Origin of the sequence: Paracoccus contaminans (assembly GCF_002105555.1) — a bacterium.
Classification (GTDB): Bacteria; Pseudomonadota; Alphaproteobacteria; order Rhodobacterales; family Rhodobacteraceae; genus Paracoccus; species Paracoccus contaminans.
In genome coordinates this window covers 1,242,638-1,264,728 of record NZ_CP020612.1, presented here as the reverse complement: position 1 = coordinate 1,264,728, position 22,091 = coordinate 1,242,638, and the positions used below count along the sequence as shown (strand labels likewise).

At 68.7% G+C, this 22,091-nt stretch carries 21 protein-coding genes and 1 pseudogene; 11 read left to right on the top strand and 11 right to left on the bottom strand.

Features of this window, described 5'->3' with window-relative positions; translation table 11 throughout:
- The first annotated feature begins 38 nt into the window (after positions 1 to 38).
- Positions 39 to 1,232: a PQQ-dependent sugar dehydrogenase gene (locus B0A89_RS05945; protein WP_085377349.1), complete on the top strand. Its 1,194-nt coding sequence runs from the start codon at positions 39 to 41 to the stop codon at positions 1,230 to 1,232.
- Positions 1,233 to 1,260: 28 nt separating this feature from the next.
- Here the strand turns inward: B0A89_RS05945 and mutL are convergent, their stop codons facing one another.
- Entirely contained in the window at positions 1,261 to 3,102 is a 1,842-nt protein-coding gene (gene mutL / locus B0A89_RS05940) for a DNA mismatch repair endonuclease MutL (RefSeq protein ID WP_085377348.1), read from the bottom strand.
- A 146-nt stretch (positions 3,103 to 3,248) separates the two neighbouring features.
- Here mutL and B0A89_RS14820 point away from each other — a divergent pair, with 146 nt between their 5' ends.
- Positions 3,249 to 3,425 carry a hypothetical protein gene (locus tag B0A89_RS14820; RefSeq protein WP_169712140.1) on the top strand — a complete coding sequence of 59 codons (177 nt, stop codon included), beginning with the start codon at positions 3,249 to 3,251 and terminating at the stop codon, positions 3,423 to 3,425.
- A gap of 51 nt (positions 3,426 to 3,476) precedes the next feature.
- Here B0A89_RS14820 and B0A89_RS05930 read toward each other — a convergent pair whose 3' ends face one another.
- Positions 3,477 to 4,796, bottom strand: a complete 1,320-nt coding sequence (locus tag B0A89_RS05930; protein WP_205949785.1) for a M16 family metallopeptidase — start codon at positions 4,794 to 4,796, stop codon at positions 3,477 to 3,479.
- 368 nt (positions 4,797 to 5,164) lie between these two features.
- A pseudogene (locus B0A89_RS05925) lies at positions 5,165 to 6,472 on the bottom strand (M16 family metallopeptidase); the annotation flags it as partial.
- Between the two features lie 196 nt (positions 6,473 to 6,668).
- On the opposite strand from B0A89_RS05925, the gene B0A89_RS05920 reads away from it, so the two are divergent.
- Complete coding sequence (locus B0A89_RS05920) at positions 6,669 to 7,076, top strand: DoxX family protein (protein WP_085377345.1); 408 nt, start codon at positions 6,669 to 6,671, stop codon at positions 7,074 to 7,076.
- Positions 7,077 to 7,179: 103 nt separating this feature from the next.
- Here the strand turns inward: B0A89_RS05920 and B0A89_RS05915 are convergent, their stop codons facing one another.
- Genes B0A89_RS05915 through purH form a run of 3 tightly spaced genes read right to left on the bottom strand, consistent with a single transcriptional unit; the run spans position 7,180 to position 10,072 of the window.
- Positions 7,180 to 7,680, bottom strand: a complete 501-nt coding sequence (locus B0A89_RS05915) for a DUF3035 domain-containing protein (RefSeq protein ID WP_085377344.1) — start codon at positions 7,678 to 7,680, stop codon at positions 7,180 to 7,182.
- A 29-nt stretch (positions 7,681 to 7,709) separates the two neighbouring features.
- Positions 7,710 to 8,486, bottom strand: coding sequence for a signal peptidase II (lspA, locus tag B0A89_RS05910; RefSeq protein WP_085377343.1), 777 nt, complete (start codon positions 8,484 to 8,486; stop codon positions 7,710 to 7,712).
- Positions 8,486 to 10,072, bottom strand: coding sequence for a bifunctional phosphoribosylaminoimidazolecarboxamide formyltransferase/IMP cyclohydrolase (gene purH / locus B0A89_RS05905; RefSeq protein ID WP_085377342.1), 1,587 nt, complete (start codon positions 10,070 to 10,072; stop codon positions 8,486 to 8,488). Before purH ends, lspA begins: the two co-directional genes overlap by 1 nt.
- 124 nt (positions 10,073 to 10,196) lie before the next feature.
- Between purH and hslU the strand changes: the two genes are divergently transcribed.
- On the top strand, positions 10,197 to 11,495 hold the full coding sequence (hslU, locus tag B0A89_RS05900) for an ATP-dependent protease ATPase subunit HslU (protein ID WP_085377341.1): 1,299 nt from the start codon (positions 10,197 to 10,199) through the stop codon (positions 11,493 to 11,495).
- Here the strand turns inward: hslU and B0A89_RS05895 are convergent.
- The 5 genes from B0A89_RS05895 to hslV all read right to left on the bottom strand — a co-directional run bounded on the left by B0A89_RS05895 (position 11,422) and on the right by hslV (position 15,541).
- Positions 11,422 to 12,585 (bottom strand): acyltransferase family protein, encoded by a 1,164-nt coding sequence (locus tag B0A89_RS05895; protein ID WP_169712139.1) that lies wholly within the window; start codon positions 12,583 to 12,585, stop codon positions 11,422 to 11,424. The two genes, hslU and B0A89_RS05895, sit on opposite strands and share 74 nt — an antisense overlap.
- A gap of 343 nt (positions 12,586 to 12,928) precedes the next feature.
- Positions 12,929 to 13,573, bottom strand: a complete 645-nt coding sequence (locus B0A89_RS05890) for an RluA family pseudouridine synthase (RefSeq protein ID WP_085377339.1) — start codon at positions 13,571 to 13,573, stop codon at positions 12,929 to 12,931.
- Between the two features lie 7 nt (positions 13,574 to 13,580).
- Positions 13,581 to 14,207: a LysE family translocator gene (locus B0A89_RS05885; RefSeq protein WP_085377338.1), complete on the bottom strand. Its 627-nt coding sequence runs from the start codon at positions 14,205 to 14,207 to the stop codon at positions 13,581 to 13,583.
- A gap of 219 nt (positions 14,208 to 14,426) precedes the next feature.
- The gene (locus tag B0A89_RS05880; RefSeq protein ID WP_085378775.1) at positions 14,427 to 14,879 is read right to left on the bottom strand and encodes a GAF domain-containing protein; all 453 of its coding nucleotides are present in this window, start codon (positions 14,877 to 14,879) and stop codon (positions 14,427 to 14,429) included.
- A 104-nt stretch (positions 14,880 to 14,983) separates the two neighbouring features.
- Positions 14,984 to 15,541: an ATP-dependent protease subunit HslV gene (hslV, locus tag B0A89_RS05875; RefSeq protein ID WP_085377337.1), complete on the bottom strand. Its 558-nt coding sequence runs from the start codon at positions 15,539 to 15,541 to the stop codon at positions 14,984 to 14,986.
- A gap of 90 nt (positions 15,542 to 15,631) precedes the next feature.
- Here hslV and B0A89_RS15145 point away from each other — a divergent pair, with 90 nt between their 5' ends.
- The 7 genes from B0A89_RS15145 (at position 15,632) to B0A89_RS05845 (ending at position 21,963) form a co-directional block, all read left to right on the top strand.
- Positions 15,632 to 15,817, top strand: a complete 186-nt coding sequence (locus tag B0A89_RS15145; protein ID WP_240558660.1) for a hypothetical protein — start codon at positions 15,632 to 15,634, stop codon at positions 15,815 to 15,817.
- Positions 15,814 to 16,524 carry a hypothetical protein gene (locus B0A89_RS05870; protein ID WP_240558659.1) on the top strand — a complete coding sequence of 237 codons (711 nt, stop codon included), beginning with the start codon at positions 15,814 to 15,816 and terminating at the stop codon, positions 16,522 to 16,524. Before B0A89_RS15145 ends, B0A89_RS05870 begins: the two co-directional genes overlap by 4 nt.
- 144 nt (positions 16,525 to 16,668) lie before the next feature.
- The gene (locus B0A89_RS05865; protein ID WP_085377336.1) at positions 16,669 to 18,276 is read left to right on the top strand and encodes an ABC transporter substrate-binding protein; all 1,608 of its coding nucleotides are present in this window, start codon (positions 16,669 to 16,671) and stop codon (positions 18,274 to 18,276) included.
- A 102-nt stretch (positions 18,277 to 18,378) separates the two neighbouring features.
- Positions 18,379 to 19,380, top strand: a complete 1,002-nt coding sequence (locus B0A89_RS05860) for an ABC transporter permease (RefSeq protein WP_157115395.1) — start codon at positions 18,379 to 18,381, stop codon at positions 19,378 to 19,380.
- On the top strand, positions 19,377 to 20,297 hold the full coding sequence (gene nikC / locus B0A89_RS05855; protein ID WP_085377334.1) for a nickel transporter permease: 921 nt from the start codon (positions 19,377 to 19,379) through the stop codon (positions 20,295 to 20,297). Before B0A89_RS05860 ends, nikC begins: the two co-directional genes overlap by 4 nt.
- The gene (locus B0A89_RS05850) at positions 20,294 to 21,193 is read left to right on the top strand and encodes an ABC transporter ATP-binding protein (protein WP_085377333.1); all 900 of its coding nucleotides are present in this window, start codon (positions 20,294 to 20,296) and stop codon (positions 21,191 to 21,193) included. Before nikC ends, B0A89_RS05850 begins: the two co-directional genes overlap by 4 nt.
- The gene (locus B0A89_RS05845; RefSeq protein WP_085377332.1) at positions 21,190 to 21,963 is read left to right on the top strand and encodes an ABC transporter ATP-binding protein; all 774 of its coding nucleotides are present in this window, start codon (positions 21,190 to 21,192) and stop codon (positions 21,961 to 21,963) included. The genes B0A89_RS05850 and B0A89_RS05845 overlap by 4 nt, the downstream gene beginning before the upstream one ends.
- The last annotated feature ends 128 nt before the right edge of the window (positions 21,964 to 22,091 follow it).

The window sequence follows — 22,091 nt, the reverse complement described above, 5'->3', positions numbered from 1 at the left end:
GTTAGGGCAAGACCTGCCAGAGCGAGGAAGGCCGCGCCATGTCCGCTTTCAGCCGCATTCCTGCATCCGCCGCGGTCGCGCTGGCCCTGTCTGCTGCGGCGGGGCTTGCCCAGAACGCCGGGGGCGATTTCAACGCCGCGCCCCCGAATGCGGCCGCGCAGACCCCGGCCTTCCCCGGCCAGACCCGCGCCCCAGTGCTTGCGGATGATATCGCGCTGAAGAAAACGATGCTGGTGGACGGGCTGAACCACCCCTGGGGGCTGGCGGCGTTGCCCGATGGCTCATGGCTGGTGACCGAACGCGCGGGGCGGCTGCGGCTGGCAGGCCGCGATGGCGCGCTGTCGCGCCCGATCGGCGGGTTGCCCGCCGTATCGGCCAAGGGCCAGGGCGGCCTGCTGGACGTGATCGTCGGCCCCGATTTTGCCCGCGACCGCCGGGTCTGGATCAGCTATGCCGCGCCCGCGCCGGGGGGCAATCACACTGCCGTCGCCACCGGCACGCTGTCGGCGGATGGCACCTGGCTGGAAGGGGTCAGGCGCATCTTTGCGCAGGTTCCCGTCTATGATGGCCGCAACCATTTCGGCAGCCGCCTGGTGCTGGACGGCAAGGGCGGGCTGTTCGTGACATTGGGCGAGCGGTCGGACCGGCCCATCAGGGACAGCGCCCAGCGCGATGACAACCATCTTGGCAAGATCGTCCATATCGACGCGCTGACCGGGGCACCGATGGGCGCGGGGATGGGCCTGCCGGAAACATGGGCCAAGGGGCTGCGCAACGTGCAGGCCGCGGCGCTGGACGGGCGCGGCCGGCTGTGGACGATCGAGCATGGTCCCCGCGGCGGGGACGAGCTGAACCGCATCCAGCCCGGACGCAACTATGGCTGGCCGGTCATCACCTATGGCGAGGATTACAGCGGCCGGCCCATCAACGAGGGGATCACCGCGCGCGCCGGGATGGAACAGCCGGTCTATTACTGGGATCCGGTGATCGCCCCTTCCGGCATGCTGTTCTATGACGGGGCGATGTTCCCTGAATGGCGGGGGGACATCCTGACCGGCGGGCTGGCTGGGCAGGCGCTGGTGCGTCTGCATCTGGACGGCGACAGGGTGGCGGGCGAGGCGCGCCATCTGCGCGGCATCGGGCGCGTGCGCGACGTGGCGGTGGCGCAGGACGGGGCGGTCATGATCCTGACGGATGCGGAAAACGGCGCTTTGATCCGCATCAGCCGCTGACCCGCCTGGCCCCTGAACGGGGCGCGCATCAGCGGCCGAACAGCCGCTCGATATCCGCCAGCTTGAGCTCGATCCATGTCGGGCGGCCATGGTTGCACTGGCCCGAACGGGGCGTGCGCTCCATCTCGCGCAGCAGGGCGTTCATTTCCTCGGCGGTCATGCGCCGTCCCGACCTGACCGATCCGTGGCAGGCCATCGAGGACAGGACCGCGTCGATGCGCGATTGCAGCCGGTCCGAGGCGCCCTGTTCGGCCAGATCATCCGCGATGTCGCGCAGCAGCGCCGCGGCATCGGCCTGGCCCAGCGCCGCCGGCATCTCGCGCACGGCAACGCAGCCGGGGCCGAAAGGCTCGATCACCAGGCCCAGCCGGTCCAGCTCCGCAGCCGCGGCAAGCAGGGCAGCAGCCCCGTCGCCCAGATCGACGATCTGGGGGATCAGCAGCGCCTGGGCGGGCACACGCGCGGCGGCGGCCTGCGCCTTGAGCCGTTCATAGACCAGCCGTTCATGCGCGGCATGCTGGTCGACGATCACGATGCCATCCGCGGTCTGGGCGATGATCCAGTTTTCATGCAGCTGCGCGCGTGCAGCCCCCAGGGGGGCGTTTGCTGTTCCGGCCCCATCCTCGACGCGGGCCGCAACGGGGGCAAAGGGCCCGGCCATCTCGGCGGCGCTGATTCCGGCGGCGCCTTCGGCAAAGCCTGCCGCAGCGCCGGGGGGCGCGGCGTCCAGCGGCGCCTGGGCGGCCCAGGCCGCTGCAAGGGCTGCCGGCGCGGGGGAAACGCCCTGCGCGGGACGGGCCGCGGCCAGCGCCGCAGCGCCCCCCGTGGTCGCGGCGCGGTGCCCTGCCCCGGCAAGCGCATGCCGCAGGGCCGACACGACCAGCCCGCGCGCCGCATCGGGTTCGCGGAATCGCACCTCGGCCTTGGCGGGATGGACATTCACATCCACCCCCTGCGGTTCGCAGTCGATGAACAGCACCGCCGCCGGATGCCGGCCTGCCGCCAGCACGTCGAAATAGCCGGCCCGCAGCGCCCCGGTCAGCAGCCTGTCGCGCACCGGGCGGCCGTTGACGTAAAGATGCTGCGCCACCGCAGCCCCGCGCGAATAGGTCGGCAGCGCGGCAAGCCCGCCCAGCCCCAGCCCGTCGCGCCGGGCATCCAGCGTGATGGCGTTGTCCAGGAAATCGCGCCCCATCACCCGGCCGATGCGCGCGGCCAGGGCCTCGGCCCCATCGCCGGGTTCGGCATCGGCGCGAAACAGGATGCGCCCGTCATCCTCGTCCGTCAGGATCAGGGCGACGGCGGGTTCGGCCATCGCCAGCCGGCGCATGACCTCGGCGATGGCCTGCGTCTCGGCCCGGTCGCCGCGCAGGAACTTGAGCCGCGCGGGCGTGGCGCAGAACAGATCGCGCAGCTCGACCGTGGTGCCGCGGTTGCGCGCGGCGGGGCGGGGGGCACCGATCTGGCCGCCGTCAACCTCGATCCGGGCTGCTTCGCTGCCGACGGCGCGGCTGGTGATCGCCAGCCGCCCCACCGCCCCCAGGCTGGGCAGCGCCTCGCCGCGAAAGCCGAAGCTGTGGATGGCCATCAGGTCTGATCCGTTGATCTTGGACGTGGCATGGCGCGAGAGCGCCAGCGGCAGATCATCAGGGGCCATGCCGCAGCCGTCATCGCTGACCCGGATCAGACGCTTGCCGCCCCCGGCAATCGCCACCTCGATGCGCCGCGCGCCCGCGTCCAACGCATTCTCGACCAGTTCCTTGACCGCCGATGCGGGCCGTTCCACCACCTCGCCGGCGGCGATACGGTTGGCAGCGGCCTCGTCCAGCTGTCGGATGATGGGACGTATGTTGGGATCGCGCCGCGTCATACCCCTGCATATAGCAGCTGCAAAGACCCACTGAAACGGATTTGACACAAGATAAAGGAAACCTCGGCTTGCGCGGAAACCCCGTCCAGCCGCGTGCGTTAGGGAACCGCCATCCGCTTCTTTCTTATCTGAACAAGGACATGACCATGAAAAAGATTTCGCTCTCGCTGCTGGCCGCCGCAACCCTCGCCCTGGCCGCCTGCGGGCCGAACACCGCCACGCGCGCCACGACCGGCGCGGCCACGGGGGCCGTCGTTGCCGGCCCGGTGGGTGCGGTCGCTGGTGCCGCGCTAGGCGGCTCGGGCGCGGTCCGCGTCAAGTAAGAGCGGGCCAGACCGCCTGACAAAAGCCGCGCCCCCCGCCGGGCGCGGTTCTCATTTCGCGGGCTGCGCGGCCAGCCCCTCGGGACGGCCGACCAGCACGAATTCCAGCCGGGCCGGGTCCAGTAGGCGCTGGGCCACGCGGCGCACATCCTCGGCGGTGACGCGTTCGATCCGGGCATTGCGCGTGTTGACATAGTCCCGCGGCATGCCCATCAGCTGCATCCCGGTCAGGATGCCCGCGATCTTGCCGTTTCCGTCAAAACGCAGCGGATATTCGCCCGTCAGATAGGTCTTGGCATCGGCCAGTTCCTTGTCCGTGACGCCATTACGGATGTCGCCCCAGACCTTGCGGACCAGATCGACAGCCTCGGCAGTGCTGGCATTGGCCGTGGCCATCTGTCCTTGCCAGGTGTGGCCCAGCACCTGATTGGCAAGCCCTGTGCCCACGCCATAGGTCAGGCCGCGCTTTTCCCTGATCTCGTCCATCAGCCGCGACGAAAAGCCGCCGCCCCCGAGGATATGGTCCAACACGAAGGCCGCGAAGTAATCGGGATCGTCCATCGGCAATCCCTGCTGGGCAAAGGCGACGACTGTCTGTGGGCTGTCCCAGTCGATGACGGTCTGCGCCCCGGAAAGATGCAGCTCCGCCTCAGGCGGCAGCGGCGCGGCCGCATGGGCAGGCAGGTCGTCCAGGATACGGTCGATCAGAGCGCCCAGACCGGCCGCGTCGATATCGCCCGCGGCCGAGACGATCACCCGGTCGCGCGCCAGCACCCGGCGGCGCGCCTCGTCAAGATCGGCAACCGTCAGCCCGGCAACCGAATCGGCCGTCCCGTTCAGCGAACTGCCATACGGGTGATCGCCCCAGGCGCGCCGCGCCAGTTCCGTGGCCGCGATCGCGCCGGGGTCGGTTTCTTCGGCGCGGATGGCGGATTGGACCTGCGCGCGCACACGCTCGACCGCCGCGGGATCGAAACTGGGGCTGGTCAGGGCGTCGTGCAGCAGGTCGGCGGCCTGGTCGCGGTTTTCGCTCAGCGCCCGCAGGCTGACGGTCACGGCGTCGTCGCCGGCGTCAAAGCCGGCGCTGGCGCCCAGCGATTCCATCGCCTCGGCCCAGGCGGTCGCGTCGCGCTGGCCCGAGCCTTCCTCGAGCAAGGCGGTCATCAGGTTCACCGCCCCCCGCTTGCCCGGCGCATCGACCGAGGCCCCGCCCCGGAACGCGATGCTGAGCGCGACAAAGGGGATCGAGTGATCCTCGACCAGCCAGGCCCTGGTTCCGCCCGGCGATGTCACCTCGGCGATGTCGATGGCGCGGGCGGGCAGGGCCGCCATCAGCGTCAGCGAAAGAACGGCAAGAAATGTGCGGATCATTGTTCGGCCTTGGTCTGGGCGGGTTCGGTCGGCATATCGGGCGCGGCATCGGGCTGGACGGGGGGCGGGGCATCGGCCGCAGCACCCAAGCGGCTGGCCGAAGCAGCCTCGCCGGGCTCCGGCCCTGCCCGCGTCGGCAGCGGCGCGGCGGCGGGCGGTGCGGCAGGATGGGGCGTATCCGCGCCGGCCGGGCCGCCCGCAGCCGCAGGCGGCAATGCCGCATCCGCCGGTGCGGCATCCACCCCGCCCGCAGGTGCGCCCTGCGCGGGCGGGCTGCCTGCGGATGCCGCATCTCCCGCCGCATCCCTCGCCATCGCCTCGTCTGCCGCGCCGGCGGCGGCTGCCACCGCCTCGCCCTGCGGGGCGGGCAGCAGATGGGCGGTGACGGAACCCGTCCGCCTCAGCGCAAGCTGCGCTGCCGCCCGCACGTCATCGGCCGTCACCGCCGCCAGAAGATCGGGCCAGGCGTTCACATCCTCGACCGACAGCCCGATGGCCAGCCCTTGGCCATAGTCATAGGCCCGCCCATGGGCTGAATCGCGTTCATAGATGCGGGCGGCGCGCAGCTGCGTCTTGACCCGCTCAAGCTGCGCCGGGTCCGGTCCCTCGGCCAGAAAGGCGTCGACGGCGGCGCCCAGCTCGGCCTCGGCCTTGTCCTTGTCCGTGCCTGGCGCATAGGCCATCAGCACGGCAAAGCTCGTCGGATCGACGGTCAGCCCGTCATAGCTCGCCCCTGCCCACAGCGCCTTGCCGGTCATCACCAGCTTGCGCCCCAGCACCGATGTCTGGGGCGAGCCGCCCAGCAGTTCGGCCAGCACCGTCAGCGCGGCGGCCTGTTTCTGATCGCCCCGGTTGCGCTCGGGCACGATCACGCTGCGCGACACGCTGGGCTGGGGGACGCGAGGATCGCGCATCTCGATATGGCGTTCGGTGCGCTGCGCGGGTTCCTGCGGACGCGGGCCGCGCACCGCCTCGGGCCGGGCCGGGATCGGGCCATAATGCTTTTCGGCCAGCCGGCGCACCTCGTCCGGGGTGACATCGCCGGCGACGACCAGAACGGCGGCGTTCGGCGCGTAATGGGCATGATACCAGGCCAGCGCGTCGTCGCGCGTCAGCCCCTCCATCTCGGCGCGCCAGCCGATCACGGGACGGCCATAGGGATGGTTGTAGAACTGCACCGCTGCGCTTTCCTCGCTGAACAGCGCGGTCGGGTCGCTGTCGGTGCGTTGGGCCCGTTCAGCCAGCACGACCTGCCGTTCGGCCTGCCAGTCATCCTCGCCGATCTTGAGATGGGCCATGCGGTCGGCCTCCATCCCCATCACGAGGTCCAGCCGGTCGGCGGCGATGCGCTGGAAATAGGTGGTGAAATCATAGCTGGTGAAGGCATTGTCGCTGCCGCCATTGGCGGTGACGGTCTTGGACAATTCGCCCGGCGCCAGCCGGTCGGTGCCCTTGAACATCAGATGTTCGAGATAGTGGGCAAGGCCGGTCTTGCCGGGCACCTCGTCGGCCGACCCGATCCGGTACCAGACCATCTGCACCACCACCGGGGCGCGGTGATCCTCGATCACCACCGCCTCAAGCCCGTTGGGCAGGGTGAAGTGGCTGACACCGGGCGGCATGTCCGCCATCGCGGGGGCGGCAATCAGCATCAGGGCGGCGGTGAGACAACGCATGGAACGCTCCGGCAGAAAGGCTGCAGCGCAGGTTTGGGCGCAGCCCGGCCCGGACGCAACCCGTGCCCGGTCAAGCGGCGGTGATCGGCCCGGCCGGCGGGGGGCGCATGCCGCTGCGGTATCCCATCGGTGCCTGTCTTTTGCCGCGCGCGGTTTTCTGCGACAACCTTGGCGAGATCCCAAAGAGGAATGATCGATGGATTCTGCAACCCTGTCGCGCTGGCAGCCCCAGTTTCTGGGCATCCTGCGCATCGTCGCCGCACTGCTGTTCTTTTCGCATGGAGTCCAGAAGATCCTGGGCTTTCCGGCGGGAATGTCGCCCGAGGTGATGAGCCTGTCCTGGATCGCTGGCGTGATGGAGCTGGTCGGCGGCGCGCTGCTGATCCTGGGCCTGTTCACCCGGCCGGTGGCGTTCCTTCTGTCCGGGCAGATGGCCGTCGCCTACTGGATGGCGCATGCGCCGCAAAGCCCGCTGCCGATCGTCAACAAGGGCGAGGGGGCGATTCTCTACTGCTTCATCTTCCTGTATCTGGTCTTTGCCGGCGCCGGGGCGTTCAGCCTGGACGGCGCGATGCGCCGCGGCGGCCCGGCAGGGCGTCTGTAAGCCGGCCCGACACGCGCAGGGAAAAGGCCGCCTTCCAAGGGGAGGCGGCCTTTCTTCATTGCTCGTGGCTGCCGGGCAAGCGCCCCGGGCGCGGCACGGCCCCTCAGTTCGGCGGGGCGCTGGGGATGCGGGCGCCGGCCCGGCGCCAGCGTTCCAGCTCGGCCTGGCTGTCCAGCGACTGCGGCTTGTAGGCCCGGTAATAGACATTCGACTGGGCCAGCGCCTCGAGCGGGCGGCGGCCGTGACGGCGGCGATATGCGGCGTCTTCCTCGGCGGTCACCTGCCGGACATTGGGCATCACCCCGCCGCGCGTCGCCCGCGCGATCAGCGCCCCGTCTCCAGCCCCGACACCCTGCGCGCCCAGCTGCGCCGCGTTGCCGCCAAGCGCGGCGACCGCATCGGCGTTCGGCGCGGGGTCGGTGATGTTGGTCCCCCCCGGCGTGGGCGCGGGCAGTTGCGCAAGGTCGGTGGGCAGTTCAAGCGGCCTGGTCGGGACGATGGCGAATTCCTCGGGGCCATCGTCGCTGGCCAGGGTCATCAGCTTGCCGCTGCCCGAACAGCCTGCCATCGCCAGCGCGCAAAAGGTCAGCAGAACGGCCCGCATGACATCACCCCTGTTATCCGACGCCCTCTCTAGCGCGTCTTGCGCCCCCCGTCACGGGGCTTGTCGGCGGCCGGGGCAGGCTGCGGGCCGGGCTGGAACACCAGCCCCAGCGCCCCGGCAAAGATGGCGATGTCGGCCACGTTGAAGGAATAGGGGTTGCGCCAGCCCGGCAGGCTCATGTTCAGGAAATCGGCGACGGCGCCATAGGCAAGGCGGTCGATCACGTTCCCCAGTGCGCCCCCGATCAGCAGACCCGCGGCCACCTGGCCCACCGTTCCCGGCCGCACGCGCCACAGCCAGGCGCTGATCCACAGGCAGATCGCCACCGCGACGGCGACCAGCACCCAGCGCATCACCTCGGCATCGGTGCCCAGCAGGCCGAAATTGACACCCGGATTCCATGCCATCCTTAGGTTCAGCCAAGGGTCGATGACATCGAGGGCCTGCACCTCCTTGAGGTTCATCGCCTGCACGACGATCCACTTGCTCAGCTGGTCGATCACCAGCACCGCCAGCGCAACGCCCCCCGCCCACCACAGCCGCCGCAGCGGCGGCGGCGGAGGGGGAGCGGGAGGCGGTGCGGGTTCGGCCTTGACCGTCCGCCGCTTGCGCGGGGCGGGCGCCGTTCCATCGGCCCTCACCTTGCGGCGCGGCTTTTTGGGGGCGGGGGGCGGATCGCCCCCCTGGCCGCCGCCCGCCGCCGGCGCGGCAGGGGCCAGTGGCGCCGCAGGGTCGGCGGCAGGCGCCGCCGGCACGGCAGAGGCCGCGGGCTTGAGCGGAGGGGGGAAGTCCGGCGCGTTGCCCATCAGTGCCGGAAATGCCGCTGGCCGGTGAACACCATCGCCAGCCCCAGGCGGTCGGCGGCGGCGATCACCTCGTCATCGCGCATCGAGCCGCCGGGCTGGATCACGGCCCGCGCGCCGGCTGCGGCCAGGGCCTCGATCCCGTCGGCGAAGGGGAAGAAGGCGTCGGAGGCCACAGCCGCGCCTTCGGTCAGCGGGGCGGACAGGCCCAGCGCCTCGGCCATGTCCTCGGACTTGCGCCGCCCGATGCGGGTGCTGTCCACGCGGCTCATCTGGCCGGCGCCGATGCCGACGGTGGCGCGGTCGCGCGCATAGACGATGGCGTTGGATTTGACGTGCTTGGCGACGGTCCAGGCGAACATCAGATCGTCCAGTTCGGCCTCGGTCGGCTGGCGCCGCGTCACCGCGCGCAGGCCCTCGCGCGCGACATGGCCGTTATCGCGGCCCTGCACGAGGAAGCCGCCCGCAACCTGGCGGAAGGTCAGCCCGCCGGCATGCGGGTCGGGCAGCCCGCCCGTGGTCAGCAGGCGCAGGTTCTTCTTGGCGGCAAAGACCGCGCGCGCGGCATCCGTCGCGTCCGGGGCGATGACGACCTCGGTGAAGATCTCGGTGATCGCGCGCGCCGTCGCCTCGTCCAGCGTGCCGTTCAGCGCCACGATCCCGCCGAAGGCGCTGGTGCGGTCGCAGTCATAGGCGCGGCGATAGGCGGCCTCGAACGTCTCGCCCAAGGCCACGCCGCAGGGGTTGGCGTGCTTGATGATCGCCACCGCCGGGGCCAAGGGATCGAACTCGGCCACCAGCTCGAACGCCGCGTCGGTGTCGTTGATGTTGTTGTAGGACAGCTCCTTGCCCTGCCACTGGCGCGCCGTCGCCACGCCGGGGCGGCCCGAGCCGTCGGCATAGAAGGCCGCCGCCTGATGCGGGTTTTCGCCATAGCGCAAAGTCTGCGCCAGGGTTCCCGCGAATGCCCGCCGGCGCGGCGCCGCCTGCCCGATCGCATCGGCCATCCAGGACGACACCGCCGCATCATAGGCAGCGGTGCGGGCATAGGCGGCCTGCGCCAGCCGCTGGCGGAAAGCCAGGGTCGTCGCGCCGCCCTGCACATCCAGTTCCGCCAGCACGGCGGCATAATCCTCCACATCCACCACCGTGGCGACAAAGGCGTGGTTCTTGGCCGCCGCGCGGATCATCGCCGGGCCGCCGATGTCGATATTCTCGACGCAGGTCGCATAGTCCGCGCCCTTCGCCACCGTCGCCTCGAAGGGGTAGAGATTGACGACCAGCAGGTCGATCGCCTCGATCCCGTGCGCCTCCATCGCGGCGGCGTGTTCCGCATTGTCGCGCAGGGCCAGCAGGCCCCCATGAACGCGCGGGTGCAGCGTCTTGACACGGCCGTCCATCATCTCGGGAAAGCCGGTCAGATCCGCCACGTCCCGCACCGCCAGCCCGGCGCCCCGCACCGCCTGCGCGGTGCCGCCGGTGGACAGCAGGTCCACCCCGCGACCGGCCAGCGCGCGTGCGAAATCGACAAGCCCCGCCTTGTCGGACACCGAGATCAGCGCGCGGCGCAGGGGAATGCGGTCGGTCATGGCAGGGGCCTTCTGGAACGGTTCCCGCGTGACCTAGCCCGCCCGCGCGCCCCAGTCCAGCGGGCAGCCTTGGCGCGGGGGCCATGTGCGCCTAAGTCAGCCCCAGCACCACCGGAAGGATGCCATGACCGACCTTACCCCCCGCCAGATCGTCGCCGAACTGGATCGCTTCATCATCGGCCAGGCCGAGGCGAAACGCGCCGTTGCCGTGGCCATGCGCAGCCGCTGGCGCCGCCAGCATCTGCCCGACGCCCTGCGGGACGAGGTCTATCCCAAGAACATCCTGATGATCGGCCCCACCGGCGTCGGCAAGACCGAGATCAGCCGCCGGCTGGCCAGGCTGGCGGGCGCGCCCTTCGTCAAGGTCGAGGCGACCAAGTTCACCGAGGTCGGCTATGTCGGGCGCGACGTGGAACAGATCATCCGCGACCTGATGGATGCCGCCATGGCCGACACGCGCGAGCGCATGCGCGAGGCGGTCAAGGCGCGCGCCCATGCCGCCGCCGAGGACCGCGTGATCGCGGCCCTTGCCGGGGACCAGGCGCGCGAGCAGACGCGCGAGATGTTCCGCCGCAGGCTCAAGGCCGGGGAACTCGACGACACGGTGATCGAGCTTGACGTGGCCGACAACGCCAACCCCCTGGGGATGGAGATTCCGGGCCAGCCCGGCATGGGCCAGATGATGGACCTGTCCGGGCTGATGAAGGCCTTTGGCGGGCGCCGCGTGCGCCGCAAGATGACGGTGGCCCAGTCCCATGACCTGCTGCTGGCCGAAGAGGCCGACAAGCTGATCGACGACGAGGCGATCCGCGCCGCCGCGCTTGAGGCTGTGCAGCAGTCGGGCATTGTCTTCATCGACGAGATCGACAAGGTCGCCAGCCGCCAGGACGCCCGCGGCGGCGAAGTCAGCCGCGAGGGGGTTCAGCGCGATCTGCTGCCGCTGATCGAGGGCACGACCGTTTCCACCAAATACGGCCCCGTGCGCACCGACCACATCCTGTTCATCGCCTCGGGCGCGTTCCACGTCGCCAAGCCCAGCGACCTGCTGCCGGAACTGCAGGGCCGCCTGCCCATCCGGGTCGAGCTGAAGGCGCTGAGCGAGGGCGATTTCATCCGCATCCTGACGGAAACCGACAATGCCCTGACCCGCCAGTATGCCGCCCTGATGGCGACCGAGGGCGTGACGGTGGATTTCACCGATGACGGCATCGCCGCGCTGGCGCGCATCGCCTCCGAGGTGAATGCCAGCGTCGAGAATATCGGCGCGCGCCGTCTCTATACGGTGATGGAGCGGGTATTCGAGGAGCTGTCCTTTTCCGCGCCTGAGGCGCAGGGCAGCCGCGTCACCGTCAATGCCGGCTTCGTCGAGGCGCAGCTGGGCGATCTGGCGCGGTCGGCAGACCTGTCGCGCTATGTGCTGTAGAGAGGGCGGAGTTCACCTGAATCAAGGGGCTATTGCGCCGCAGACCGCGCTTTAGCCGCCTTCTAAGGGGTTCATCATACAGATAGGTCGCGATGGCTGAAACGGCCAATGTCGCGGCGACGGTGATCACCGCCATCTTACCGCGGTGATCATCCAGCGGACCGGCAAACAGCCGCTTGATGAACGCACCCGCAAACAGGATCATCGAGCCATGAAAGATGTAAATAGCGTAGGAGAGTCTTCCTAGGTGATCGAGCGCCAGTTCAACACGACCCCGCGATTTGATTGATGCCCCTGCACCGAGCGCAAGGGGAAAAACAACAATGATCCAGAAAAATCCCGCTGTCACGGAATTATGCGGGAGGATTGCGAACGAAAACACGGGCAATCCGATCCACAACGCACGTGAGCTCATGGGGCGAATGCGGTAATTCATTCGGTTCATGATGACGCCGAGAGTAAAGGAAAACCAGAATCGCGCCGCGCCGCCCAGTGCCGTGGCACGGTTGAAGCCCATATCCAGGCTGCCATGACTGTAAGCTTCTTTAATCAGCACGCACAAACCGGCAATTGCGACCATTGTCAGTGCACGAGTTGAAAGCCTGGGCAGGAGCAGCGCGTACAGGATGCCGAACCAGAATTCGAAACTCAGCGACCATGCGGTCGGTGCAAAGGGGAATTCGGTAAAGCCCCACGGAACCGCAGCAGGGTGGGGGATTAACGCAAGGCTGTAAGTAATTTCATCAATGAGCTGCCGCACTGTCGGGGCATCAGGCATCTTCATTGACAACTTTATGCAGAAATATGCAAAACCTACCATGGAGGCGGCTATATAAAGAGGATAGAGCCGAATGATGCGGGTCCATATAAAGGATCGCAAGCTCATGCTTCCTTGTCGCAAGCGCTGTTCGTAAGAGCGTGCGACCACAAAACCGCTGAGCAGGAAAAAGAAGTCCACTGCGAGGAAAGCGCCGGAAAACCATTCTCCACCGCCAACTACCCCACCTATATGATAGAAAACGATGAGCAAGGCCGCTACACCGCGCGCGCCATCGAGCGCCTTAAGATGGTCTGTCCTGTTTTTTTCCATGAAAAATATTATTCCTGACGCGTTATCCCGCATAAAGCAATACGCAGCGATAGGGGCGCTGCAATGGCGTTTCTGCAAGCAGGGCGTCCCTATCCCATCAAGATGGAAAAGAATATCTATCTTTTCAGATAGGAGACGCGGATATTCTTGCGGAATCCACGTTGCGGCCTGTCCTGCTGTGCAGATGCCTGGCGCCCGCTCTTTGCCATCGGCAACATCGGCGACGCGCGGGAGTCAAGGCGAATGACTCCGGACCCGGCGCGAGATCATCATCCGGCTTGGTTTCCACAACCGGAAACCCGAGGACCTGATGAGCCCTGCACCCGCGCCGGCACGCGCTCTTTCAGAACGGCACCTCGGCCGAGAACGTCATCGTGACGTTGGAATCCGGGTGGCGCAGTCGCAGCGTCTCGGCGTGCAGCATCAGGCGGGGGAAATCCGCCGCCGCGCCCTCGGCATACAGCGGATCGCCCAGGATCGGATGGCCCAGATGCGCCATGTGGACGCGCAGCTGGTGGCTGCGCCCGGTCAGCGGCGACAGGCGGACACGGCTTTCGTCGTCACTTGCGCGGATCACCCGCCAGTCGGTCCGGGCGGGGCGGCCATCGGGGTGGATCATCTGGCGCGGGCGGTTCGGCCAGTCCACCATCAGCGGCTGGTCCACCGTCCCCGAGGCGGGCGACAGCCGCCCGCGGACCCGCGCGACATAGGATTTCTTGACCTGCCGGCGCTCGAACTGCTGGCCCAGATGACGCTGGGCATGCGGGGTCAGGGCAAAGACCATCACGCCCGATGTATCCAGGTCGAGCCGGTGGACCAGCAGCACCGCCTGAAAGGCAGCGCGCAGGCGGGCGATCAGGCAATCGGCCCGATCCTCGCCCCTGCCTGGCACCGACAGCAGCCCCGCAGGCTTGTCCACCACCAGGATCTGGTCGTCATGATGGATCAGGCGCGGCTGTTCCCCGGTCGGGCGATAGACAAAGCTCACCGCCCGATCACCGCGCGATCAGCCGCAGGGCAAGCCCCGCGAACATCGCCGCGGCGATGCGGTTCAGCACCCCCATGCGCCGTCCCAGCCGCATCCCCAGCCAGCCGGCGATCATGCCGTAGCCCATCGTGACCAGCGTGCCCGTCAAGGCAAAGATCAGCCCCAGGCCCAGCAGCTGCTGCCAGACCAGCCCATAGGCAGGGTTGGTGAACTGCGGCAGGAAGGCCAGCAGGAACAGCACCGGCTTGGGGTTCAGCAGGTTCGACAGCGCCCCGCGCCGGATGATGTTCCAGGGGCGCACAGCTGCGCGGGATGATGGATCAGGCGGCGCGGCCGTCCAGCTTTTCCATGCCAGGAACAGCAGATAGGCCGCGCCCGCCCATTTGACCGCGGCCAAAGCGCCGGGATGGGCGGCCATGACTGCGCCCAACCCCGCCGTGGCAAGCAGCACATGGACGACCACCCCCATCCCCACGCCAAGGCCCGCCAGCGCGCCCGCGCGCGGCCCGCCCTGCACCCCGCATGCCGTGGCGAAGAACACGTCCTGTCCGGGGGCAAAGTTCAGCACCAGCCCGCCGGTGACAAAGGCCAGCAATTGCGGCCAGGGGATCTGCCCCAGCGTGTGCCAGATCATGCCTTCCCCCTGTCGCGGCGCTGCGGCCATTGCCGCCGCGCCCCGCCATGACCGTCCCTGCCGCCGGTCGCGGCAAGGCGGACCGGCGGCAGCCCATCCAGCATGCCCAAGGCCGCGCGCCGCACCTTGCCCGGCAGCCCTTGCCGGGCGCACCGACCGATCCCGGCCGCGCGCACAGATGAAAGCCGCACCGCGCCCCCAGGGCAGCCGCCGGCGAGATCACAATGTTCCGAAGACATCCTGCATCATCCCTTCCAGCGCCCTCCGGTCCTGGTCGGTGAAAGCATCCGGCCGGTTGCTGTCGATGTCCAGCACGCCGATCAGCCGCCCGCCCCGTCCCAGGACCGGGACGACGATTTCCGACCGGGTCGAGGACGCGCAGGCGATATGGCCGGGGAACGCATCCACGTCGGGAACCAGCTGGGTCTGCCGCGTGCGGGCCGCAGCCCCGCACACGCCGCGCGCGAAGGGGATCACCAGGCAGCCATGCCCGCCCTGATAAGGGCCGATCTTCAGCAAGGAAGGGGCCACCACACGATAGAAGCCGGTCCAGTCGAACCGCTCATCGGCATGGTGCAGCTCGCAGGCCACGGTCGCCATCAGGGCAATCTCGTCAGTCTCGCCCTCAGTCAGGGCACGGATGCGGGCGCAAAGAGCGGTCCAGTCGATCATGACCTCATCCATGGCAGCGGGGCGGCAAGGGCCGGGTGAAATCTTCTGCACGCAAATATCCTCGGGGGGTCCAAGGGGCGAAGCGCCCCCGGTGCGACGGGGCCTCAAGGGACAATGGTCTCGACCGTGAGGTTCCCGTTGGTATAGACGCAGATCTCGGCCGCGATGGCCATTGCGCGCCGGGCCACCGCCTCGGCATCCAGGTCGGTTTCCATCAGCCCCCGCGCGGCCGCCAGCGCAAAGTTCCCGCCCGAGCCGATGGCGGCCACGTCATGCTCCGGCTCCAGCACGTCGCCCGCGCCGGTCACGACAAACAGCTGCGCCCCGTCGGTGACGATCAGCATCGCCTCGAGATTGCGCAGATACTTGTCGGTGCGCCAGTCCTTGGCCAGTTCGACACAGGCGCGCTGCAACTGGCCGGGAAGGGCATCCAGCTTTTTCTCCAGCCGCTCCAGCAGCGTGAAGGCATCGGCCGTGGAACCGGCGAACCCGGCCACCACGTCGCGCCCGCCGGGTGACAGGCGGCGGACCTTGCGCGCCGTGGCCTTCATCACGGTCTGCCCCACGCTGACCTGTCCGTCGCCGGCGACCACGACCTTGCCCCCGCGGCGGACCGCCAGGATGGTTGTGCCATGCCAGCCGGGAAACCTGTCGTCGCTCATCTCGCTACCGCTCTTGCCTGGATCGTTGCCACGCCAGATAGGCGGGCCTGCGCGCTTTCACAACGCCGCCCCGCGCCCTAGGCTGCCGCCATGCCCATGCTGCGCGTCCATCTGAACCGGCAGATGCTGCCCGCCGCCCGCGCGGGGCGGTTTCCCTTCATGGCGCTGCTGGCCCGCACGCTCGGGGCGCGGGGCTGGGACGTCGCGTTCGAGCCTGCCGGCCCCGCAGCCCATGACAACCCCCCGCCCCCGGCGATTACGCCCTTTTCCACATGAAGCGGCCCCTGCATCCGCGAACGCTGACCTTCCGCCGCGCCTATCACTATCCGTTCTGGCGGATCGAGCCCGTGGCCGAACGCTGGCGCTTTGCCGTCGCGCGGGCCGTCTTTGACCCTGCTCTGGTCGATCCGGCGGTGGCTGCGGCCTTTGCCGCGCGCCTGCGGGCGCGGGTGTTGCCCGGCCCCGCGCCAAGGCGCGAGGCCCATGTCCTCGTGGCGCTGCAGGGCCATATCCGCCGCGCGCGGTCGTTCCAGACGATGAGCCCGCTGGCCATGCTGGAGGCGGTATGCCGGACCGGCCGCCCGGTGGCGGCGACACTGCATCCGGCCGAACGGTATGACGCCGCCGATCTGGCCGCGCTGGACGATCTGGCCGCACGCCACCCGCGCCTCCATCTTGGCGGCGACACGATGCGCCTGCTGCGCGATTGCGCCTTTGTCGCCGCCCAGAACAGCGCGGTGGCCTTTGACGGCATGATCCTGGGCAAGCCTGCGGTGCTGTTCGCGCAGATCGACTTTCACCACGCGGCGCTGAACGTCGCGGCGCTGGGGGCCGAGGCCGCATTGGCGAGCGCCGGGACGGCTGACGGCAATGTCGATCCCTATCTGTGGTGGTTTCTCAAGCAGCGCAGCATCGACGCGGCGGCCCCCGATGGCGGCGCGCGCATCCTTGCGGCCATGCGCGCGGGCGGCTGGCCGGTCTGAGGGGCGGCGCGGCGCGCGCAGCCCCCCGCCCCGCAGGCCGCGCAGCGCAGGGCTTGTCCTTGGCGGTCATCTGCCGCAAAGTCGCGGGCGGACCCGCAGCAAGACGGGACCAGCACCCATGTGCCCAGCCAACAGGACCATGCCATGACATTCCCGTTCCACGTCCGCGCGATGCTGCTTGCCACCGCCGTCGCCCTCAGCCCGGCTGCGATGGCCCCTGCCTGGGCCGAAACGCCGGCCAATGCGCTGGTCGTGGCGGCGACCATCGACGACATCATCAGCCTCGATCCGGCGCAGAGCTTCGAGTTCTCGGGCAATGACGTGACGCAGAACATCTATGACCGGCTGGTCGATTTCGACCCGCTGGCGCTGGACAAGGGCTTTCAGCCCGCCCTGGCCGAAAGCTGGAAGGTCAGCGAGGACGGCAAGACCATCACCCTGACCATGCGCGAAGGCGTCAAGTTCCAGTCCGGCAACCCCGTCCGGGCCGAGGATGCGGCCTGGTCGCTGCAGCGCGCGGTCAAGCTGGACAAGTCGCCCGCCTTCATCCTGACGCAGTTCGGCCTGACGCCCCAGAATGTCGACCAGATGGTCCGGGCCGAGGGGAACACCCTGTCGATCACGATGGACAAGCCCTATGCGGAATCCTTCGTCCTGAACTGCCTGACGGCCAGCGTCGGAGCGGTCGTGGACAAGGAAACCGTGCTCCAGCACGTCGAGGGCGACGATTACGGCAACAAGTGGCTGTCCACCAACGGCGCCGGATCGGGTCCGTTCAGCCTTGGCGCATGGAAGCCGAACGAGGCGGTTCAGCTGGTCGCCAACGATGCCTACTGGCAGGGCGCCCCGGCGATGAAGCGGGTGATCGTCAAGAACGTCCAGGAATCCAGCGCCCAGCGGCTTCAGCTGGAACAGGGCGACATCGACGTGGCGCGCAACCTGACGCCGACCGACATTGATGCGATCGCCAAGAACGACAAGGTGCAGATCCTGAACGAGCCGAAGGGCCGCATGATCTACATGGGGCTGAACCAGAAGGACCCCCTTCTGTCGAACCCCGCCGTGATCCAGGCGATGCGCCATCTGGTCGATTTCGAGGGCATGGCGAACAGCTTCCTCAAGGGACAGTGGATCATCCACCAGAACTTTGTCCCGGCCGGCTATCTTGGCGCGTCGGACGACAATTCCTGGACCTATGATGTCGAGGCCGCGAAGAAGATTCTGGCGGATGCGGGCATCACCTCGGGGACGATCACGACCAAGGTGCGCGACCTGCGCGAATATCTCGACGTGGCGCAGACGCTGCAGGCCTCGATGGCGCAGGTCGGCCTGACGCTGAACATCGAGCAGATGACCGGCGCGCAGGTGCTGGACGCCTATCGCGCGCGGCAGGTGCCGGTGTTCCTGGGCGAATGGGGGCCAGATTACGCCGACCCGCAGACCAACGCCTCGACCTTTGCGATCAACCCCGACAACGAGGCGGCCAAGGGATCGACCCTGGCCTGGCGCAACGCCTATGCGGTGCCCAAGGACATGCAGGACGCCGTCCTGGCCACCGTCACCGAAGGCGACAGCGCCAAGCGGACCGCGATGTATCTGGACATCCAGAAACAGTACCATGACAGCGCCCCCATCCTGCCGCTGTTCCAGCGGGTCGAACAGGACGGCGCGCGCAAGGGCCTGGCGGGCTGGTCCACGGGGGGCGCGGTTTCCTCGGCCATGTATCGTTCGGTCACCAAGGCGGCGCAGTAACCCTTGTCCATGACGCATGAGACCGCCGGGCAGCATGATCTGCCCGGCCCCGGCAACGCACCGGGAAAGCCGCATCGGCGCGGCGCGTCCGCATGGCGTCGGATGCGCCGGGTCGGCGGGGTGCTGCTGTCGCTGGCGCTGACGCTGCTGGGGCTGCTGGTGGTGACCTTCATCATCGGCCGCGTCATGCCGATCGACCCGGTGCTCAAGATCGTGGGCGACCGGGCGACGCCCGCGCAATACGAGGCGGCCCGGCAGGCGATGGGCCTGGACAAGCCGCTGATCGTGCAGTTCGCAACCTATATGGGCGACGTGCTGCGCGGCGATTTCGGCCGGTCCATCTCGACCGGGCACCCGGTGGCCGAGGATCTGCGGCGGGTCTTTCCCGCGACGCTGGAACTGGCCAGCCTGGGGACGCTGATCGGGATCGTGATCGGCGTGCCCCTGGGCGTGCTGGCGGCGGCGAACCGGGGGGGCTGGATCGACCAGGTCGCGCGGGTGCTGGCGCTGATCGGCTATTCGGTCCCCATCTTCTGGCTTGGGCTGATGGGGCTGCTGGTGTTCTACGGCATGCTTCACTGGGTCGGGGGGCCGGGGCGGCAGGACATCCTGTATGACGGGATGGTGCCGCAGGTGACGGGCCTTCTGCTGATCGACACGGCGCTGGCGGGCGACTGGGGGGCCTTCAGGGATGCCTTCAGCCACATCATCCTGCCGGCCGGCCTGCTGGGCTATTTCAGCCTGGCCTATATCAGCCGCATGACCCGCAGCTTCATGCTGGAACAGCTGTCGGCGGAATACATCACCACCGCCCGCGTCAAGGGCCTGCCCGAGCGGCGCGTGATCTGGGGCCACGCGTTCCGCAACATCGCCGTTCCGCTGATCACCGTGATCGCGCTGTCCTTCGGATCGCTTCTGGAAGGCTCGGTGCTGACCGAGATCATCTTCAGCTGGCCCGGCATCGGCAGCTATATCACCAAGACGCTGCTGGCCGGCGACATGAACGCGGTTCTGGGCGGCACGATCGTCGTCGGCGCCTGCTTCGTGACGCTGAACCTGCTGTCGGACATCCTTTACCGCCTGCTGGACCCGAGGGCGACATGAGCGATCAACCCGCGCCCCTGTCGCGGCGCGACTGGCTGCTGAGCAATGCGCCGCAGACCCGCCGCCAGGCGCGGCTGGGCGCCCTTTATCAGGGGTGGCTGACCTTCCGGGGCAACCATCTGGCGATGCTGGGGCTGGCCGTGCTGGCGCTGCTGGTCGGGGCGGCGCTGCTGGCCCCCTGGATCGCGCCGCACAGCCCCTTTGCCCAGAACCTTGCCGACCGCCTGCAACCCCCCTCGGCCGCGCACTGGCTGGGCACCGACGCGCTGGGGCGGGACATCCTGTCGCGCCTGATTTGGGGCTCGCGGATCACGCTGTTCATCGTGGGCACGGTGGCGCTGGTTTCCCCTTTGATCGGCCTGATCGTCGGCACGTTGGCAGGGTTCGCGGGCGGCTGGGTGGATCAGGTGCTGATGCGGATCACCGACATCTTCCTGGCCTTCCCCAAGCTGATCCTGGCGCTGGCTTTCGTCGCCGCGCTGGGGCCGAGCGTGGGGAACGCCGTCCTCGCGCTGGCGCTGACGGGCTGGCCGCCCTATGCGCGGCTGGCGCGGGCGGAAACCCTGACAATCCGCAATGCCGATTTCATCGCCGCCGCGCGGATGCAGGGGGCATCGGGGCTGCGACTGCTGATCCTGCATATCTGGCCGCTGTGCCTGTCCTCGCTGATCGTGCGGGTGGCGCTGGACATGGCGGGGATCATCCTGTCGGCCGCGGGGCTGGGTTTCCTGGGCTTGGGCGCGCAGCCGCCGCAACCCGAATGGGGCGCGATGATCGCGGACGGGCGGGCCTATATCCTCGATTTCTGGTGGGTCGCGGCCATGCCCGGCATCGCCATCCTGCTGGTCAGCCTGGCATTCAACTTTCTGGGCGACGGGCTGCGCGACGTGCTCGACCCCAAGGGGGCGCAGGAATGACCGAACCGCTGCTGTCCGTGCGCGACCTGCGCGTCGCCTTTCCGTCGCGGCAGGGCCTGTTCGAGGCCGTGCGCGGCGTCAGCTTCGACCTGGGGCGCGAAAGGCTGGGCGTGGTCGGCGAATCAGGGTCCGGCAAGTCGATGACCGGGCGGGCGATCCTGGGCCTTGTCCGCCCCCCCGGACGCGTCAGCGCGCAGCGCATGACGCTGAACGGAGAGAACATCCTGAACCTGCCGGAACGGCAGATGCGCCGGATCCGGGGCCGGCGCATCAGCATGGTCATGCAGGATCCCAAGTTCAGCCTGAACCCGGTGATGCGCGTGGGCGATCAGATCGTCGAGGCCTATCGCCAGCAGACTGGCGCGGGGCGCGCTGCTGGCCGCGCGCGCGCCATGGAAATGCTGGCGGCCGTCCGCATCCGCGATCCCGAACGGGTCTATGGCGCCTATCCGCATGAGGTATCGGGCGGCATGGGCCAGCGTATCATGATCGCCATGATGCTGGCCTCCAACCCCGAGGTGCTGATCGCCGATGAGCCGACCAGCGCGCTGGACGTGTCGGTGCGCACCGAGGTGCTGCGGATCATGGACGATCTGGTCAAGGATCGCGGCATGGGGCTGATCTTTGTCAGCCACGATCTGAACCTGGTCGCCCAGTTCTGCGACCGGGTGCTGATCATGTATGCGGGCCGCGTGGTCGAATCGCTTGCCGCGCGCGATCTGCATAATGCCCGCCATCCCTATACGCGCGGGCTGCTGGACAGCCTGCCACGTCTGGATGCGCCGGTGGACCGGCTGTCGGTGCTGGAACGGCGGGCCGAATGGCGCGACGATCCGCTGGAACCGGCGCTGACGGGCGGATCGATGCAGGACGCCTTTCCGGGGGGTATCCGATGAGCGATCCTATCCTGCGCATCCGCGACCTGCGCGTCTGGTTCGGCCATCCCCCCGAACGGGTGGATGCGGTGCGGGGCGTCGCGCTGGCGGTGGCCAAGGGCGAAAGCCACGGGTTGGTCGGGGAATCGGGGTCCGGCAAATCGACGATCCTGCGGGCAATCGCCGGTCTTGTCCCCACCTGGTTGGGCGAGATCACCGTGGACGGCGAAGGGCTGCGGGGAACGCGGCGCAGCCGGACGTTCCACCGTCGCGTGCAGATGGTGTTTCAGGATCCCTATGCCAGCCTGCACCCCCGCCATACCGTCGATCATGTCCTGGCCGAGACGCTGACCTTGCAGGGCATGGACGACATCGACCGGCGGATCGGGCGGCTGCTGGACGATGTGGGGCTGGGGCGCGGCTTTCGCTTCCGCTATCCCCATCAGCTTTCGGGGGGGCAGCGCCAGCGCGTGGCGATCGCCCGCGCCCTTGCGGGCGAGCCCGAGATCGTCCTGCTGGACGAGCCGACCAGCGCGCTGGACGTGTCGGTGCAGGCCGAGATCCTGAACCTTCTGTCCGACCTGCGGGCCGACCGCGGTCTGACCTATCTGATGGTCAGCCACGATCTGTCGGTCGTCGGCCATCTGTGCCAGCGCCTGGCCGTCATGCAGGCCGGTCAGGTCGTGGACGAGCTGACCGTCGCCCAGTTGCGCAGCGGCCAGGCCGCCAGCCCCTATACCCGCCACCTGATCGAGGCCTCGCGCAGCTATGAGCGGTCTGGCCCGGCCTGAAGAGCCGGGCGGGCGGGGGTTCATGCGCGGCTGTCCTCGCGCCCCCCGTTCGCATCGAACGTGACGGCGCGCCAGCCGACGGCGCCCTTGTGGCCCGGCGGGCCTTTCGGGGATGATCGGCGGAGAAC

What these genes read in the sequence shown, in the direction of transcription:
- B0A89_RS05920 (WP_085377345.1), top strand. Translation starts at nt 6,669, where the DNA reads ATGGATTCTGCAACCCTGTCGCGCTGGCAGCCCCAGTTTCTGGGCATC.
- B0A89_RS05860 (WP_157115395.1), top strand. Translation starts at nt 18,379, where the DNA reads ATGCGCCGGGTCGGCGGGGTGCTGCTGTCGCTGGCGCTGACGCTGCTG.
- B0A89_RS14820 (WP_169712140.1), top strand. Translation starts at nt 3,249, where the DNA reads ATGAAAAAGATTTCGCTCTCGCTGCTGGCCGCCGCAACCCTCGCCCTG.
- hslV (WP_085377337.1), bottom strand. Translation starts at nt 15,541, where the DNA reads ATGAGCGACGACAGGTTTCCCGGCTGGCATGGCACAACCATCCTGGCG.
- mutL (WP_085377348.1), bottom strand. Translation starts at nt 3,102, where the DNA reads ATGACGCGGCGCGATCCCAACATACGTCCCATCATCCGACAGCTGGAC.
- purH (WP_085377342.1), bottom strand. Translation starts at nt 10,072, where the DNA reads ATGACCGACCGCATTCCCCTGCGCCGCGCGCTGATCTCGGTGTCCGAC.
- B0A89_RS05880 (WP_085378775.1), bottom strand. Translation starts at nt 14,879, where the DNA reads ATGATCGACTGGACCGCTCTTTGCGCCCGCATCCGTGCCCTGACTGAG.
- B0A89_RS15145 (WP_240558660.1), top strand. Translation starts at nt 15,632, where the DNA reads ATGCCCATGCTGCGCGTCCATCTGAACCGGCAGATGCTGCCCGCCGCC.
- B0A89_RS05870 (WP_240558659.1), top strand. Translation starts at nt 15,814, where the DNA reads ATGAAGCGGCCCCTGCATCCGCGAACGCTGACCTTCCGCCGCGCCTAT.
- B0A89_RS05845 (WP_085377332.1), top strand. Translation starts at nt 21,190, where the DNA reads ATGAGCGATCCTATCCTGCGCATCCGCGACCTGCGCGTCTGGTTCGGC.
- B0A89_RS05885 (WP_085377338.1), bottom strand. Translation starts at nt 14,207, where the DNA reads ATGATCTGGCACACGCTGGGGCAGATCCCCTGGCCGCAATTGCTGGCC.
- nikC (WP_085377334.1), top strand. Translation starts at nt 19,377, where the DNA reads ATGAGCGATCAACCCGCGCCCCTGTCGCGGCGCGACTGGCTGCTGAGC.
- hslU (WP_085377341.1), top strand. Translation starts at nt 10,197, where the DNA reads ATGACCGACCTTACCCCCCGCCAGATCGTCGCCGAACTGGATCGCTTC.
- B0A89_RS05930 (WP_205949785.1), bottom strand. Translation starts at nt 4,796, where the DNA reads ATGATCCGCACATTTCTTGCCGTTCTTTCGCTGACGCTGATGGCGGCC.
- B0A89_RS05945 (WP_085377349.1), top strand. Translation starts at nt 39, where the DNA reads ATGTCCGCTTTCAGCCGCATTCCTGCATCCGCCGCGGTCGCGCTGGCC.
- lspA (WP_085377343.1), bottom strand. Translation starts at nt 8,486, where the DNA reads ATGGGCAACGCGCCGGACTTCCCCCCTCCGCTCAAGCCCGCGGCCTCT.
- B0A89_RS05865 (WP_085377336.1), top strand. Translation starts at nt 16,669, where the DNA reads ATGACATTCCCGTTCCACGTCCGCGCGATGCTGCTTGCCACCGCCGTC.
- B0A89_RS05850 (WP_085377333.1), top strand. Translation starts at nt 20,294, where the DNA reads ATGACCGAACCGCTGCTGTCCGTGCGCGACCTGCGCGTCGCCTTTCCG.
- B0A89_RS05895 (WP_169712139.1), bottom strand. Translation starts at nt 12,585, where the DNA reads ATGGAAAAAAACAGGACAGACCATCTTAAGGCGCTCGATGGCGCGCGC.
- B0A89_RS05915 (WP_085377344.1), bottom strand. Translation starts at nt 7,680, where the DNA reads ATGCGGGCCGTTCTGCTGACCTTTTGCGCGCTGGCGATGGCAGGCTGT.